This window comes from Nostoc sp. (assembly GCF_036916735.1).
In the GTDB taxonomy this organism is placed as follows: Bacteria; Cyanobacteriota; Cyanobacteriia; order Cyanobacteriales; family Nostocaceae; genus Nostoc.
In genome coordinates, this window is the sequence record NZ_JBALFV010000068.1 from 1 (window position 1) to 16,729 (window position 16,729).

General features: G+C 40.2%; 12 protein-coding genes. 6 read left to right on the forward strand and 6 right to left on the reverse strand.

The features are described from left to right. The 3 genes from V7L20_RS15685 to V7L20_RS15695 form a co-directional block, all read left to right on the forward strand. Positions 1-2,831 (forward strand): hybrid sensor histidine kinase/response regulator (locus tag V7L20_RS15685; RefSeq protein ID WP_334744973.1); only part of this gene is annotated, 2,831 nt, incomplete at its 5' end. 634 nt (positions 2,832-3,465) lie between these two features. After that, positions 3,466-4,161 carry a hypothetical protein gene (locus tag V7L20_RS15690; protein ID WP_334744974.1) on the forward strand — a complete coding sequence of 232 codons (696 nt, stop codon included), beginning with the start codon at positions 3,466-3,468 and terminating at the stop codon, positions 4,159-4,161. Between the two features lie 959 nt (positions 4,162-5,120). Next, on the forward strand, positions 5,121-5,465 hold the full coding sequence (locus V7L20_RS15695) for a DUF1815 family protein (RefSeq protein ID WP_334744975.1): 345 nt from the start codon (positions 5,121-5,123) through the stop codon (positions 5,463-5,465). A gap of 57 nt (positions 5,466-5,522) precedes the next feature. Here V7L20_RS15695 and V7L20_RS15700 read toward each other — a convergent pair whose 3' ends face one another. Then, on the reverse strand, positions 5,523-5,666 hold the full coding sequence (locus V7L20_RS15700) for a hypothetical protein (protein ID WP_334744976.1): 144 nt from the start codon (positions 5,664-5,666) through the stop codon (positions 5,523-5,525). Positions 5,667-6,644: 978 nt separating this feature from the next. Here V7L20_RS15700 and V7L20_RS15705 point away from each other — a divergent pair. Next, positions 6,645-7,145 (forward strand): acyl-CoA thioesterase, encoded by a 501-nt coding sequence (locus V7L20_RS15705; RefSeq protein WP_334744977.1) that lies wholly within the window; start codon positions 6,645-6,647, stop codon positions 7,143-7,145. 98 nt (positions 7,146-7,243) lie between these two features. On the opposite strand, the gene V7L20_RS15710 is transcribed toward V7L20_RS15705, so the two are convergent. Next, complete coding sequence (locus V7L20_RS15710; protein ID WP_334744978.1) at positions 7,244-7,441, reverse strand: hypothetical protein; 198 nt, start codon at positions 7,439-7,441, stop codon at positions 7,244-7,246. 328 nt (positions 7,442-7,769) lie between these two features. After that, positions 7,770-8,966 (reverse strand): 1-deoxy-D-xylulose-5-phosphate reductoisomerase, encoded by a 1,197-nt coding sequence (dxr, locus tag V7L20_RS15715; protein WP_334744979.1) that lies wholly within the window; start codon positions 8,964-8,966, stop codon positions 7,770-7,772. Between the two features lie 445 nt (positions 8,967-9,411). Here dxr and V7L20_RS15720 point away from each other — a divergent pair, with 445 nt between their 5' ends. Beyond that, positions 9,412-10,719, forward strand: coding sequence for a mannosyltransferase family protein (locus V7L20_RS15720; protein ID WP_334744980.1), 1,308 nt, complete (start codon positions 9,412-9,414; stop codon positions 10,717-10,719). Positions 10,720-11,077: 358 nt separating this feature from the next. Here the strand turns inward: V7L20_RS15720 and V7L20_RS15725 are convergent, their stop codons facing one another. Continuing rightward, positions 11,078-12,622 carry an ArnT family glycosyltransferase gene (locus V7L20_RS15725; protein ID WP_334744981.1) on the reverse strand — a complete coding sequence of 515 codons (1,545 nt, stop codon included), beginning with the start codon at positions 12,620-12,622 and terminating at the stop codon, positions 11,078-11,080. A gap of 270 nt (positions 12,623-12,892) precedes the next feature. On the opposite strand from V7L20_RS15725, the gene V7L20_RS15730 reads away from it, so the two are divergent. Beyond that, on the forward strand, positions 12,893-13,333 hold the full coding sequence (locus V7L20_RS15730; RefSeq protein WP_334744982.1) for a pentapeptide repeat-containing protein: 441 nt from the start codon (positions 12,893-12,895) through the stop codon (positions 13,331-13,333). Positions 13,334-13,403: 70 nt separating this feature from the next. Here V7L20_RS15730 and V7L20_RS15735 read toward each other — a convergent pair whose 3' ends face one another. Together V7L20_RS15735 and V7L20_RS15740 are read right to left on the reverse strand one after the other, a co-directional pair. Then, positions 13,404-14,744 (reverse strand): TldD/PmbA family protein, encoded by a 1,341-nt coding sequence (locus tag V7L20_RS15735; RefSeq protein WP_334744983.1) that lies wholly within the window; start codon positions 14,742-14,744, stop codon positions 13,404-13,406. Between the two features lie 316 nt (positions 14,745-15,060). Further along, positions 15,061-16,533: a TldD/PmbA family protein gene (locus tag V7L20_RS15740; RefSeq protein WP_334744984.1), complete on the reverse strand. Its 1,473-nt coding sequence runs from the start codon at positions 16,531-16,533 to the stop codon at positions 15,061-15,063. Positions 16,534-16,729: the final 196 nt, after the last annotated feature.

The following is a 16,729-nucleotide window of genomic DNA, read 5'->3' on the forward strand; positions in this document are numbered from 1 at the left end:
AAACTTCTCTAGATAATAGTTTTGGGGAAATTTCAGATTTAGCATCACTTCAAGCAGAACCAGATGATTTACTCGGTTTCGATGAAAATCCACAAATGCTGTTTGAAGATGTCGCTATATCCACCTATATTCAGATGGAAACCACAGATAATACTGTGGATGAACTATCGGCTATAGAAAATATCAGTTTTGAGGAAACTTTAGATTTAGCTCAGACAAGCCCAGTAATTTTAGGTACTGAGCCAAACAATAACTTAGAGACTGCCTTTGAGTTCCCAGAAAACCCAGATGTTGAAGGTACAAAGCTTGGTTTTGCAAATGATTTATTGTTTACAGAAACTGCTCTATCAAAAGTAGAAAAGCAGGAAGAATTAAGAGAAAGTGCGATAAGAATTGATTTGCAAGATGTCAATGATTTCACACAAACGGTTATTCAGGAACGTGTAGAAACCGATTTGTGGGATCTGGCAAAGACATCTGAACCTGTACCAGTGTCAGAGGGCGAAAATGCTATTGTTACCTCAATTAAAGAATTGGTAACGACAGAAAACGTTGAAGTAGTTGCTCCAAAAGATGATTTTGCAGACTTGGAAGCATTACTAGGAGAGGAAGTAGCACTTAACCCCAAAGCTAAGGAAATACCAGAAGTAGATTTTGCAGCCCTGGAAGAATTGCTAGCTACAGATAACGCCAGCGATGTCTACGACGGGCTACGCCAACGCCAGCCCTTGAATACTCAACCAGTCTTGGCAAAAAATGTCAATTCATCACCATCTATAGATGAATTTGGTGACTTGGAGAAGTTGCTGGCAGAAGCGGATCAAACAATATCCCATTCACCATCAGTAAAATCTAACACCAATAAAACTGCTCGTCCCTCTACTCGTCGGGCTGCGAGATTTGAAGAAACGATGAAGGTTCCAGTTAAGCAACTGGACGATATGAGTAATTTAGTTGGGGAGTTGGTGGTAAATCGTAATACCTTAGAGCAGGATCATGAACGGCTGCGGCAGTCATTAGATAACTTGCTGATTCAGGTACAACAACTCTCGGATGTGGGCGCAAGAATGCAGGAGTTGTACGAGCGATCACTACTAGAAGCTTCTCTATTAGCTGGACGTAAAAAGAAAGACTCCGGCTTACAAGCAGCTGATTCCGATGCCGATAGGGGTTTTAGCGAGTTAGAAATGGATCGTTTTACTCCCTTCCATACACTGTCCCAGCAGATGATTGAACGCATTGTGCGAGTGCGTGAGTCGGCAAGTGACATTGATTTTGTTACCGAAGAAACCGAGCGCGTAGCAAGGCAGTTCCGCCAAGTAACCACCCAGCTACAAGAGGGATTAACAAGAGCGCGAATGGTGCCTTTTGCCCAAACTATTGATCGCTGGCGGCGAGGTGTGCGCGACACCGCTATTAAGTGTGGCAAACAAGTAGAGTTGGTGATCGAAGGTGGCGATACCTTAATTGACAAGATGATTTTGGATCATCTTACCGATCCATTAACTCACATGCTGAATAATGCGATCGCTCACGGTATTGAAACACCGGATCAAAGGCAAGCTGCTGGAAAACTACCCATAGGAATCATTACTATCCGTGCTTTCCACCAAGGCAACCAAACGATCATTTCTGTAGGCGATGATGGCGCAGGCATCGATTCAGCAAAGGTTAAGGCTAAAGCGGTGAAGATTGGCATGATTACAGAAGCGCAATCATTAGCCATGTCTCGTCTGGAAGTCTACGATCTGCTGTTCCAGTCTGGTTTTACAATCAAAGACCAAGCAGATGAAATTTCTGGTCGTGGTGTGGGTATGGACGTAGTACGCTCCGAAATTAGCGAAATTCGGGGGACAGTGAACACCGATTCTGCGATCGGTAAGGGAACCATCTTCACCATTCGTCTGCCACTGACTCTGAGTATTTGTAAAGCTCTCTGCTGCGTCTCTGATCGAGCCAGAATCGCCTTCCCAATGGACGGTGTAGAAGATACGCTGGATATACCAGTCAAAAATATTCAGTACGATGCCAATGGGGAATCATTTATTTCCTGGCGCGATACGGTGCTGCCATTCCGACCCCTGAAGGAACTTTTAACCTTCAATCGCCAAATCAGTCGCGGTAATGTCTATGGCGGCACTAGAGATGATGATATGGTTTCTGTGGTCGTGGTGCGATCAGCAAACACCCTAATTGCTCTACAGATTGACCTGGTGTTGAGTGAACAAGAAATTGTAATTAAGCAATTTGAAGGCCCAGCACCTAAACCCATTGGTGTAGCTGGTGCTACAGTCCTGGGTGATGGTCGGATTATGCCCATTGCTGACGTACTAGAAATAATTGACATCTTCCAAGGACGGATTTCTACGCAAATTGGTGGCAATTCTTGGCAACAGAAAGGGATTCCCGTAGACACCTCTCCTGCGAAGATTGACCCAACAGTGCTGATTGTTGATGACTCGATTACAGTCCGAGAGTTGCTCTCCCTAACGTTTAATAAGGCAGGTTATCGTGTAGAACAGGCGCGTGACGGACAGGAAGCTTGGGATAAACTCCGCTCCGGTCTGCCTTGCGATATCGTCTTTTGCGACATCGAAATGCCCCGTTGCGATGGTCTGGAATTACTCTCTCGCATTCAGAAAGACTCAAACCTCAACCACTTACCAATCGCGATGCTCACCTCTCGCGGTGCAGACAAGCACAGACAAATAGCAGCTCAACTTGGTGCTAGTGGCTACTTTACCAAGCCTTATCTCGAAGAAGCTTTACTTGAAGCTGCGACGCGGATGTTGAAAGGGGAGAAACTTGTTAGCACTATAAGTAATGTTTAAGACATCGGGTGAAAAAGAATGTAGAGACGTAGCACTGCTACGTCTCTACAAAGGTTCTAGGTAATGCATATTTAATTTCTAGAGATGTCTAATAAGTAGTAAAGTAAAATTATTTACACATTTTATTTGGCTCTGTGCCTTATCTATAGGGCTTATGCACAGGTAACGGAAAATCGTAGACGCATTCGCAAAGCGTGTCGTAGAGAAGCGGCTTACCGCAGGCTACTACTCCAGATATAGAAAACCCAAAGAAATAAGAGTTTGAGAGATATTTTGCGTAATACCAATTCTGTATAATGATGCGCCAAATTATATAAGGAACGAACCGCAAAGGCGCAAAGGAGAGGCAGCGCGGTCTTGGGGGTTTCCCCCATGAGCGACTGCCGTCACAAAGGAAAAAAGAAAATTTGGCGCAGCCTCACAAAGAAATGGTATAAGTCCTGATTCAATAAAGGATACAGTATTTCAAAATAAGAAATTAATTGTACATGAGTACTTAAAAAACCTTGGCAGTAAACCTGTCAAGGTTTTTTACTTAAAATTTTCAGTCTTTATTAAAACATGATGTTGAAAGCTGTATAGTGTTATTTATCAAAAATATGATGCTATTTGCTTTATGTATAAGGAATTAAAAATGAAAAGTTTAATAAAATTAGGATCTGCTATCTCTGGAGTTGTTCTCTCTCTTGCAACTATAGAAGTAGCAAAAGCAGATATTGTCCCAGGCACCGTTTCTACTGATGCGTTCGATTTTACACAAGGCACAGTGATCACGAATGACGACACAATCATTGATCCTATTAACACTTTTCGTACAAGTGGAGGATTTGAGGACGGTCATACACTTATGCGTAATGGTGGTCTTGGCTCAATCAGCTTTATTGAGTTTGCCACTGCTTCCCCGGTTACAATCGGTGGTGTAAAATTATTTGCCCACAATGATGGCGAATTTTTCGATTTTCGTCGTGCAATGAGCAATTTTTCACTCTTGGCTGATACAAATTCTGACAGTGTTTTTGAGACTGTTGTCGCTAACCGAAATATCAATCCCAATTATGCACTACAGACTGGTAACAATGCAGCACTCCCAGAAGACCTCGATCTGACAATCCCATCTCTTGTTGGCAACATAACCGCACAGTTTTGGCGGCTTGAAGTTACGCAAGGAAGCGATATACAGCCTTTCGAGGGTGTTCGTTTGGTTGAGTTGGACGCTTTACCATTTATACCTACCTCTGTTCCTGAACTTACTTCTGTAAGCGGTATTGCTCTGGTTAGTGCTTTAGGAGCATGGATAAAGCGTAAACAAAAAGCTTCTAAATATGCCTAATTTGAAATAAAGAGCGCGCAGTAAAGTAAAAACTTACATACTAAGAAATGCAATCTCATTTTTATTGATATCTGGTAAGTTATATCGCGCTTGCTCGGTTATATTTTTCTTTTGCAAGTGTTTTCAACGGGCGTGACTATAAAAAATAATTATTCAGTTTTAATAAATAATCGAAATATATTATATAGTAAACATACAATTTGGCAAAACCAAACTAGGATAAGGAGTTTTCCAAATTTTTATACTTTGTTTTATACAACTTTTTTAGAGTAATCCCAAAATATCTGAAAATATTGCCTAAATGGCAACATTGCTCTGCTGACTTTAGGTATTGTCAGTGCTGAGTTTATCTATTGTGGATTCTCTACTCAGACTTGTCTATTAATTACGTAAAGTTTGTATAAAGAACTCTAACTAACCTGCTTTTAGTACTGAATAGCAAATTTGCACCGTTACCTGCTCAACTTTATATATACAGGAAAAGCGAATTTGGTATAGTTAATTCTTTGTCTATACCAAAATCTACGTTAGAAAGAGAACAGAGCAAACATATAAGCAAAAGAGAGTATAACGATGTAAAACTACATTTTAACCTCTAATAACCCTTATTTAGGCTGTACCTAGCCAATAAAAGCGAAATATGTAGTTTTTCTGTAGTTGACTAGTGCTAGATTTAAGTTAATCTTAAAGCGATCGCTTCTTGTAAGAATCTACCTTGACAGAAGTGTATAAAGATATAGTTAAATTTAGCAATTCTGTCCGAGATTTTTAATTTGCAAACTGAATAGTTTGATACGGCGCTCAAAAACCTAATCCACTACCCTAAACAAGGTAGTCAATTAACGACTCAATATCATTTGTCTGGTAATTGTATTGAATAGTTTACAATACCAGTGGATGAGAAAATCTAAAGAAAATATAAAAGAAACTCAAATTACTGTGGTGTCTGGAGGACAAAAGTGTTTCTGAGACTAGCACATCAACATCGACAATTCGTCCAAGACTTGGTAATGAACCTGCAAGCCTTGGCGGTTGTATTAGAGCGGCGCGGGTATCCTGCATCTTGTTATACCTGTGGCGACCAAATGAATAGTGCATCGTTTATGGTTAGCTTGGGTGATAACCACCTAATTCGGTTTTTGGTGTCCGATTACGGTATTACTTGGACGGAAATGCGGGATGACCGCGAATTAATGAAGCTAGAAGGTGCGGAGGCAATTAGCCAATTAAACGAACTGGCTGATCTTGTCAAGCAATCTATGCAAACCGATACAGGCTCTAAAGCTCTTGCCAAGAAGTATTAAGGTTCCAAAGGTCGATCACAAATTAGAAATTGATTATCGGTAATTGGTAATGGTGGCTTAGTTAGCGATCGCTCTTATCTGTTCTCCATTACCATATAAGTGATTGGCTCGTGGCTGGCCCATCGCATACTTTTTTGTATCTGCCAAAACTTCACCAGCTAGATTCTGAGCCTTTAGCTGGAAGGTTGGTAAAATACACAAGATAATTGGTAATTACTAATTCATAATTAAAAGGCAGGTTAAAAAACCTACAACCATCAAGCAAGCAACTCTGTTTTGCTTGGGTCTAAATCTACTCAATATAACACAATTATGAATTATCAATTATGAATTATGAATTTTTAATGAATTTTCTAAGGGACTTCTAGAAAAGAAATTATCCAATTTACTCAGATAATATTCTTCTTTCTCCCCCAGCTAAGAGCTAAGTGTCCCTCTGCCTACACACCAATAGGATATTTTTTTAGTTGGAAGTCCCTAGCTGACCGAAGAGGTAGGGGAGCAATAAGCAGAGTGAAAAGGGGAAAGTTTCTCCCCAACAAAGCGCACCCTGCCCTGTCCCATTAACTCTCAGAATTAATGGGACAGACTAAGCTGTCGCGCTTACAAGTTGCACTATTTTCATTGTCAAAAAAAGCTGCAAACCCTCTCCCTTGCTCCCAGCAAGAACTGCCCCTCTGCGGCCTCAATGTGCTTGCTTAAATGCTTAACAACTTACTAGTACGCCACGGTGTAAATAGAGCAACCATCTAAAATCCCTCAAAAGCCTATTCAATAATACTTTTGAGACTTCGACTCCTTTCGACTGCGCCCAACTCTACCAGAGGCTGCGCCCTAAGCGTGGCTATGCCGCAGGCTTTACGGCTTTGCCCTTCTCTTCTTAGGCTGCGCCCTAAGCGTAGCTATGCCGTAGGCTTTACGACTACGCCCTTCGACTATGCTCAGGACAGCTCAGGACAAGCTCAGGACAGGCTTAAGGCAAGTCGTTCAGTGTTAACTTTTGACTTTTGCCCTGCGATACTAGTGGGACTTCAACAAAAAATCAAAACCAACTAAGGTATACTGTTATACTACTGGCTTGGTGGATTTTCAACTCGGAATTGGTTTCGGCGAAAAGATTAAAGCTTTTTTATGCTATTCAATAATTTATAAAATTTATAAGTGCTGAGAAATTTGAAGATGTCAGAAGAAAAACCAAGCCAAGCAAAACTACCACCAACCGATGCCCTTGACAATCTATCAAGTCCTGAATTTAAGAATTGGTTTGAATATCTTGTCAGAGTGCAACCCCACCATACTGATTATGCCGGTATTGTCTGGCATGGTTCTTATATAGCTTGGATGGAAGAAGCACGGATTGAATGCTTGCGATCTATAGGGATTGAATTTGCTGATTTAGTTGCTATAGGTTGCGATTTACCAGTTGTAGAACTGTCAGTGCGCTATCACCGTTCAATTCAATTGGGTATGACAGTGCTGGTAAAAACGCGCATGGCTGAGGTGACTGGTGTGCGAATCAATTGGGATTATGCCATTGTCTCAACTGATGGACAACAATTGTACGTCACTGCCAAGGTGACTTTAGTAGCTTTAGATAGCGAAAGAGGTAAAATTATGCGTCAGTTGCCGCCGAGTGTTAAGGATGCACTGGCGAAAATTTCAGTGTTAAATAAAAATTGATCAACAAAGGTTATAAAGGCAATTTGCTTTAAGGTTCAAAATTTTATCTGGTCATTTTTTGTAATTCACCTTCGTTAATCAAGGTGAATTTTAATTTTTTACCTGCCGTTTTTAAACTGTGATATAGTTTGCGTAAATTGCATTATATAATGCCAAATATCTTGTGGGGTAATGCCAAAACTAATGTTTAATAAAATCAGAATTGCAGCAATAGTTAATGCACTACTCACAGTTGCTTTCAACAACTTCCACAATATTATGAAGATAATCCAAGCTACAATCAACGTAGCAATCATAATTTAGAAATTCCTTAAGAATAGCTTTTATCTGAGAAGATGTTTTTTCATAAAGGGGAAGTTTTTATCTTAAGTGAAAATTACTACTATTAAAGCTATTAAAACTAATTTTGAATAGATACTAAAGCTAATATTTTTTAACTGTACTAATACTATATTATCTGAAAATGGAACAATGATTCAGATAAGAGGCAATTTATTTGGCAATTTGGCAGAGGATAGATAAAAATGAATTTATTCGTTAGCCTTCAGCATTAGGCTGAAGGCTAAACAGGAATTGGCTAAGAACTAGAAAATCTGCCTTTTGGGTATCTGCAATTAAAGGTTTTTATCGCAAAGAAATTATCCGCGAGTGAGTTTCTAAGTTTTCAGTCGCTGTTAAAACTTCTTGTCTTGCCCATTTATCTGCTGCCAAAATGTCATCTAAAGAGGGATTATAACGGTTATCATTTTGATGGCGATCGCACACCCATTCGATACACCGGGGAATATCTAAAAACCGAATTTTTTCATCTAAAAATAAAGCCACAGCTTGCTCATTTGCCGCATTCAACACAGCTGGCATCGAACCACCAGCTTTACCCACAGCATAAGCCAACTGCATACAAGGATACTTCTGGTGATCTGGTTCACTGAAAGTTAAGTTTCCAGCTTTGACTAAATCTAGTCGTTCCCAGTTGGTGTAGATGCGATCAGGCCAAGATAGAGCATACAGTAAGGGTAAGCGCATATCCGGCCAACCGAGTTGGGCTAAAACTGAAGTGTCTTGCAGTTCAATCAGCGAGTGAATAATGCTCTGGGGATGAATGACAATTTCGATATCGTCATAATCCAAGCTAAACAGAAAGTGAGCCTCAATTACTTCCAGTCCTTTATTCATCAAAGTAGCAGAGTCTACTGTGATTTTTCGCCCCATTGACCAATTCGGATGCTTCAAGGCATCAGCAACGGTTACATCTGCTAACTTTTCTACATCCCAATCGCGGAAAGCACCACCCGATGCAGTCAGCAAAATTTTCCGCAAGCCTCCCTTGGGCACGCCTTGAAGGCATTGAAAGATTGCGGAATGTTCGGAGTCTGCCGGGAGTAATTTTACACTGTGTTTTTCAACTAGGGGAAGAACCACAGGGGCCCCAGCAATCAGAGTTTCTTTGTTCGCTAAGGCAATATCTTTACCAGCTTCAATAGCTGCGATCGTAGGTAGCAAACCTGCACAACCAACGATCCCAGTCACAACAGTTTGAGCATCGCCGTAGCGGGCGACTTCTATCACTCCGGCCTCACCAGCCAGTAGAATCGGTTGGGGATCGAGGTCAATGATAGCTTCTTTAAGCGCTGGTAATTTAGCTTCTGAGCAAATGGCTGCTATTTTCGGTCGAAACTGCCGAATTTGAGCAGCTAACATCTCTACATTGTTCCCAGCTGCCAATCCCACAATCCGAAAATGATCTGGGTACTGAGTGACAATATCTAAAGTCTGAGTACCAATAGAACCAGTGGAACCAACAAGAGTAATCGCTTTCACAATTGCTTAAGGATTTACAGACAACTCTCACTATAAATTGCTTGGGACTCTTTAATCACAGCAATCACTCTAATCGATACATTGACGACGACGGGGAGAGAGGGAGAGACGCTAAGAAGGAAAATTTACCCGTGTCCTCGTCACTGCACTAACCCTGATCCGTTAATTTCAACTCGATAGACTGCTAGCCATCAAGTACTAAAGTTGCTCAATTTTCATACAAATAGACAAAAATTGTATTTATAAATAGTATATTTTTAAAGATAAATCTGAAAAAATTGTCAAAAGTAACCAAATAAGAAATAATTTTAATTAATTGCTAATCTGTCCAGTTTGTTAATGATGTTAGTGGAAAATCTACTATGCAAAATGTTACTCATAAATTGCTGTCTCGCAGCTATATGTAAAAGGATGCATAAAGGAGTTTGTTGAAGCACTCAAGCTTATGTTTAAAGTTCAGATAGTTATAAAAAAAGTTTTATGGAAAAATGATTTCCTGTTTCCAGCAGGAATATGGCTTGCCAGCAGAATACTCATCTGGACTGTTATGTTGCTGGTTGCGCCAAAACTACCATTACCAGCAGAAGAATTTTTGCCCAGTTTTGGCTGGGGGGTTTTTGATGCGTGGGATAGTATACATTACCGAGCGATCGCTACTTCTGGATATGAATTTGTGAATGACGGCAAGCAACACAACCTGGCTTTCTTTCCTCTTTTTCCCTTAAGCATTTGGGTTTTGATGAAACTGGGCTTGCCCTTTGAATTAGCAGGTACGTTAGTCAACAACTTAGCATTTTTCGCAACCCTTTACTGTTTGTACTTTTGGATCAAAGAAAATTATGGCATCAATGCAGCGCACTGGACTACTGCTGTGATTTCTTTGTATCCATCTTCTATGTTTACGGGGGTAATTTACACAGAGGGACTGTATTTATTTTTAAGTACGGCGACTTTGCGGGCGTTTGATCAAAAGCAGTATTGCTGGACTGCGCTTTGGGGCGCGATGGCGACAGCAACACGTCCTACAGGTATGGCACTAATTCCAGCATTTGCGATCGCAGCGTGGAAGGAACGCCGACCAGCCATTGCCTATATAGCTGGTTTTACTACCGCTATTGGCATACTTCTATTCAGTTTGTATTGTGCGATTTATTTTGGCGACCCTTTAGCTTTTATCGAAGCACAACGGGGATGGCGACCAACTTTGGGGTTTGATTGGCAGGGTTGGTTAAATATGCTTATGCAAATTGTAGTTGGCACAAAAAATTGGCAATATGGTTGGGTTCAAAACCCCTCTGGCGGGATTGAAGACCCCTGGTATCTGTTGTTGTTTGGCGTGATTGTTACGTGTGGCTATCTTTTATGGCGTTTCCGTCAACGTTTTAATTTTGTGAAATTATTTTATGGCTTTTATGCTTTAGTCTTATTTTTGTTGATTCTGGCAAGTGAAGAGTGGATCAACAACTTGCTCAACTTGTTCATGGTCTTGGGTGGTGGCTATGTTTTGTGGCGCTTACACACACAACTTACCGCAGTTACAGTTATTTATGGTTTTTGTGGTGTTGGTTTGCTACTAGCTTCTGGAGGTACTATCTCCTTGAGCCGTCTCGCTTATGGTATTGTGCCCTTGAATATAGCCATTGGTGTGCTGCTATCTCGCCATCCACGTCAGGGATATTTAATATTGGGTGCTTTTGTGACACTACTAGCCAAAATAGCTGTAGGATTTGCCCAAGAGCGCTGGGTTGGTTAGAGGGTTTAATCTATAATATTTAAATTTCTTAATGAATGTATCCAATCAAACAAATATAGTGATCGCTTGATTATTTTTAGGTGTACGTGCCATTTCTTTTGGCTCCTTATTTGTTGCTTTGGCTGGGTATTTTTTATTCGGTCGGCGCTTCGATAACAGATTTGTTATTGGTTTGGTTATAGCGTTAGGGAAAGCGATCGCATTTGAACTGAATAAGGTGCAATTACAGCTACAGCTAGTAAAAGTTTATTAATATATCTGTAAAGATGAATATAATGAAAAATTTTTGGCTAATGGCTTATTTTTTGCTATAGCAATGTGGCTTTATAGCAGGCTTATAATAGCTATCTTGATATAACTAATTTTTGATAATCAGTGTAAATCCGTTAGCTGCTCCTAAAATTTTACTACTAGTTAAATTGATTTGCTGTAAAGCCTCATTGTCTAATAGCAAATAAGATTTATTAGATAACATTTTTTGCAAAACTGGCACAGTTGCAGCAGTTACTTTGCAATCGCTGTAAAAGTCTAAACTAGGACGATTATAAGCAAAAGAAGTATAAATTTGTGTTCCTGGCGAAACATTTGTCCGAATTAATTCTGCTACTGGTTTAACAGGAAAAGCTTCATTCAATTCCCAAATCCATGATTGCGAACTCATTAACATTGCTAAAACTAAGTACATCCCAGAAAATAACACTGGAATAAAGTTGCGATCGCGCTGTTTAACTAGCCATGCTGCAATGGTCATACTTATTGTCAAAACAATACTCAGCACTATTAAAACAGGCTCTTTATTGGCAATAATAAAGTAAACACAACCTCCTAAACCAGCAATAGCAATAATAGCCAGAAATATTGTTAAACTTCGCACCTTAAAATGACCATACTGCCAAATCTCGCTAAGTTTAGCACCAATTGCCAAAGCTAAAAATGGATATACAGGCATAACATACCACGGCAGTTTAGTTCTCATTAAAGATATACTTACTAAATAAACAATTGTACCAATAATAATTAAGATACCCCAGGAAGTATGACGTTTTTTCCAAGCTAAATAAAAGCCTCCTGGGAAAAATAATAGCCAAGGAAAGCTATACTTAATTAACTCAATTAAATAGTACCAAAGAGGCCCACTATGACCTTCAACAGATTGTGTAAGACGATTAAAGGTTTGTACTTGAAAATTAACTTGTAAGAAATTTTCGCCAGCATGTTGCCATTGAGCAGTAAACCAAGCGATCGCGGGTGCAATTCCTAACAACATTCCCACTAATAAATAGGGGCTTTTTAACAAAGCAAACTGCCGATCTGCAATGAGGAATAAACAAGCGATCACCCCTAGCGGCAAAACTATCATCCCTTTAGTTAAAGCGATCAACCCTAAACAAAATCCCACACCTACAGCATACCGAGGATTCTGACGTGCTTTTAGCAAACAAAACAACAAGAGCAAGAAAAAGGTAATAGTTGTACCATCTAGCATTGCTAGCCTTCCGTGACGCACTACAGGCAACATTGTTAAGTAAACTAAAGCGGCAAACAAAGCTGGTAAACTTTCGTTAAAAAGCAAACATCCCACTAAGTAAAGTAAAGGCACTCCCAAAGCAGTTAACACTGCACCTGGTAGACGTGTTGTCCACTCATTCACGCCTTTGATAGAGTAAGTCCAAGCAATTAGTAAGTGCATCAGTGGTGGCTTATTATAATAAGGTTCACCTCCCAAGGTGGGGTAAAGCCAATGCATTGAACCAAGTGGGGCACGCCAAATTTCACGAGCAATTTGTGCCACAGTACCTTCATCCCAATCTCGTAAAGGGGAGTTTCCTAAAAATATCAGCCATAGAACTAAAGATATTACCAGTAGGCTAAATAAGCATTCTTTTTGTCGGAATAGACGCATATCTAATCACTGAAGCAGATTTGGTTGATGCCTATCTTGCTAGGGACTTCCAGAAAATAAAATATACAGTTGCTAAGAATGATAATCATTTTGATAGGTGGTTGAGTCCAATAATATTAGTCCTATCGGACTACCTTACAGAAGAATACCTAATCTTATAGATATTATATATTCCTCCGATCGCATGAGTACAGAATTCTGTAATCTTGGCACACTGGTATCGTAGAAGTTTAAAAATTCTTATGACTTCTAGAAGTGTCGGAGGTAAATATGAAACGAATTTTTTTGACGGCAGCAGCCTTACTCAGCACGCTATCTCTAGCTGCTCCCCTTCCCGTCAAAGCAGAAAACTCCGCCCCTGTCCGGCGCTTGCTGGAAACTAGAGAATGTTCTGGATGTAATTTAACAGGAGCCAACCTCAAAGGCGCTCACCTAATAGGTGTTGACCTCAGAAATGCAAATTTAAAAGGGGCTAACTTGGAAGGTGCTAACTTAGAAGGTGCTGATTTAACTGGTGCAAATTTGAAGTCTGCTAATCTGACAAAAGCGTTCGTCAGCGATACTATCTTAAATAATGCTAATCTTACCAACGTTAATTTAAGTAATTCGCGTTTATATAATAGTGACGTAGATGGCGCTGTTATGGCTAATATTGATTTAAGCGGTGCTGATGTATTTAATACAGCCATTAGCATTGGTGGTGAATACTAATGGTGAGTAATGATTTCAAAGTGATGAGTTAAGAGTTAGATTCAACTCCTAACTCTCTACTTTTTAAATTTTATTCACCAGTAATCGACAGTTCACTTACCCAGATTTTCGGGCAAACTCCCCCTGGCGTTAACTCTGGCTCTTTTTCTACATAAATAATTGACTTCAGGACTTCCAAGAAATCGCCAGCAACAGTTGCTGATTCAATACTCGTCCTGACACCCTTATTTACTAGCCAACCATCAAACGGCAAAGAAAACGAACCTTGCAAGGCTTTAACTCCAGCATGGAGAGCTTGTAAATCATCAATAAAAATCACATTTTCAGCAGTTTCTAAACTTAACTCTTCTTCGGGAGTTGCTGTTGAAAAAACGTGATAAAAATTGGGACTAACACTAACTTTTGCACCAATACTGGCATTACCTGTTGGCTGGGTATTGAACCTTTTTGCAGTGCCTGCACTGTGGAGAAAGCTTGTTAAAATGCCATTTTCAATAAGCGAAACCTGACGAGTAGGAGTTCCTTCCCCATCAAAACTTTCTGCGCCTACATTAGCTGGGTGAAGTGCATCATCAAAAACTGAAAGCAGAGGAGAAGCAATTTGCTTACCTAAATCATCAGCAGTAGATAAGCTTTGATTATCCAAAATACTTTGAGCGTTGAATAAGTTAGAAAAACCACCCAATAAGCTTAAGAAAGCTTCCGGTGAAAAAACAACCCGATATTTACCAGTTTTGATTTTTTTATAATTCAAGTGACTGACAGTTTTATCTGCGGTTTCTTTGATGCAACCATTGATGTCTAGATTATCTAAACTATGGTTGATTCTAAAAGCACCTGCACTGCGAGGTTTTTTTCCTTCTTCCTCAGTTTTGCTGTAAAGATAAACTGATGCTAAAGAGTGAGATTCAGTTCTAACTGCACCGTCACTATTGAGATAAAATCTGTCAATATCTCTTTGCGATAACCCATTATAAGGAACACCTTTAATTGCTGGATGAGCTGCTAGTAATTCTTTTTCAGCTAGCAATAATTTTTCGATCAGTTCAGCAACAGGTGCTTGTGGTGTCTTCTCTTGAGGTTTATTTGCAATAGGAACAGTAGCTTCTGGACTAAAATCGGGAACATTTTCTTTAACACCAAAGAAACTGGCTTCGTAGGCAGTTTTCAAAGCTAATTCTAGTCCTTTAGTGTCTACATCTGTGGTGCTGGTGACACCCATTGTATTATCTTCATTCCAGACACGAACAGTAACACCAGAGCGATTTGAAGCTTTGACTTGTTTTGGCTCACCTTGGTCTACTTGTACACTAGTATCATCTACTGTTGAGCCATAAATGTCGAATTTTTTAATACCAAGCTTATCAGCATTGTCCTTGGCGGAATTTGCAATTTCATTGATATTTGGCATAGTCAATTTTGGATTTTTAATTTTAGACTTCGGCTTCTCTACGAGACGCTACGCGAACGCTCAGTCGAACGATTTTTAATTGGAAGCAATTTCATTTTGGATATTATATTTTTGGATTTTGGATGTTAAGCTGTTCCACATAAAATTTGCATATATTGGGAGGCGAGACGCCAAACCTACAATAAATGTATTATTTAATATTATGCAAACTATATGTGGTGGTTTAGCTTATAACTTATATTTCTTCGTAGCTTTTTATTGACGCAATATCCTGAGCATTCACAATCCAAAATCCAAAATCTCAAATCCAAAATTATTATCTTCCACCGACGGTAATAGAATCAACCTTGATGTGAGGTTGTCCTACTGTGGTGTAAATACTGCCACTGACGGAACCACAAAAACCAGGTGCAATTTCCAAATCTTGGGAACACATAGAAATTTTGTTCATAATTTCCTTAGCTTCACCGATAAGAATTGCTCCCTTTAGCGGTTTGGTGATTTTGCCATTTTCAATCAAATAAGCTTCATCAACACTAAAGTTAAATTGGCCTGTAGCACCGACGCTTCCGCCACCCATCTTTTTACAGTAAATACCTTTATCAACAGAGGTAAATAAATCATCAATGCTATATTCGCCAGAATCAATATAAGTATTACGCATCCGGCTAGCAGCAGCAAAGGTATAATTTTGGCGGCGTCCACTTCCAGTTCTGGGATGTCCGGTGCGTGCAGAACCTGTTCTATCTGCTAAGAAGTTTTTGAGAACGCCTTTTTCAATTAATAGGGTTCTTTGAGCAGGCATACCTTCGTCATCCATGTCAATCGTCCCGAAAGCATTTTCAGAACGCCCTTCATCCCAGGCTGTTAAACTTTCGTGGGCAATTTTTTCGCCTTTTTTGTCAGCAAAGGGAGTGGTATTACGTTCAATTTGAGTAGTTTCTAGCAGGTGTCCGCAAGCTTCGTGGAAGATTACGCCGCCAAAGTGATTAGCCATAATAATCGGGTAAGTACCTGATTCTACGTAATCGGCGTAAAGCATTTTACCAGCAGATTCTGCTATTTTTTCGGCAGCTTGTTGAGAATCCCAAGTCCTCAAGAAGTTGGCATCGCTGGTATTACCAACGCGTTCACCGATGGAAGCACGATTAGCACCATCAGCACACAACAGGTTAAATCCTACTGACTGAGTGAGGCGAATGTCACGAGCAAAAGTGCCGTCACTGGCGGCGATTAAAACTTCTTGCCAATCCCGGAAATAGGTAGCACGGCGTGATTGAACATGGCTAGCTTTTTGCTTCAGGTGAGCAGTACCATCAAGGAGGACTTCTCCCATTTCTCGGATAGAGCTACATGCTGGTAACCATGCATCTTTACCTCTTTTGGTAGCATAATCTCTCAGTAATTCCAGATTAATTTCTGGGATGAAAGCTTTAGCAGTGGGTAGCTGCAATCCTAAGATAGAAAGACCTTTTTCTAAAGCTGCTTTCAAACCGGAAAAAGAAAGGTCATTGGTGCTAACGTAGCAATCAGCTTTGCCGCGAAATACTCTGACTCCCGCGCCTGTAGACAGACTGGGTGAAATACTGGTGATGGAGTCGTCTTCTGCAAGAGAACTAATATAGTTGCGACGTTCTAAAAATAATTCGATGAAGTCAGCACCTGCGGAGCGTCCTAGTCCCAGGAGGGTAGCCAGGGGGGCTTCCCAGGTTTCATCGAAACGCTCTGGTGTGGAGGAATATTGCAGGGTGGGAAGTTGATTCGAGAGAAGTAGCGTACTTGTAAGCATGGGTAGCCTCGTCTGCTGGCGTAGTTCAGAGATTTGACTGAAAAATCCTGGTGTGTTCAGTCTAACAAATCAGTGAAAGTCAGAGTCGGCAATTAAGTAGTAGGGGTTTCCTCACCTGGAAAACTTACTTGGCTCTTAAGCGTAAGTGAAATATTGCAACTAACGCCCTTTAAAAAGCGATCGCTTAAACAATTTA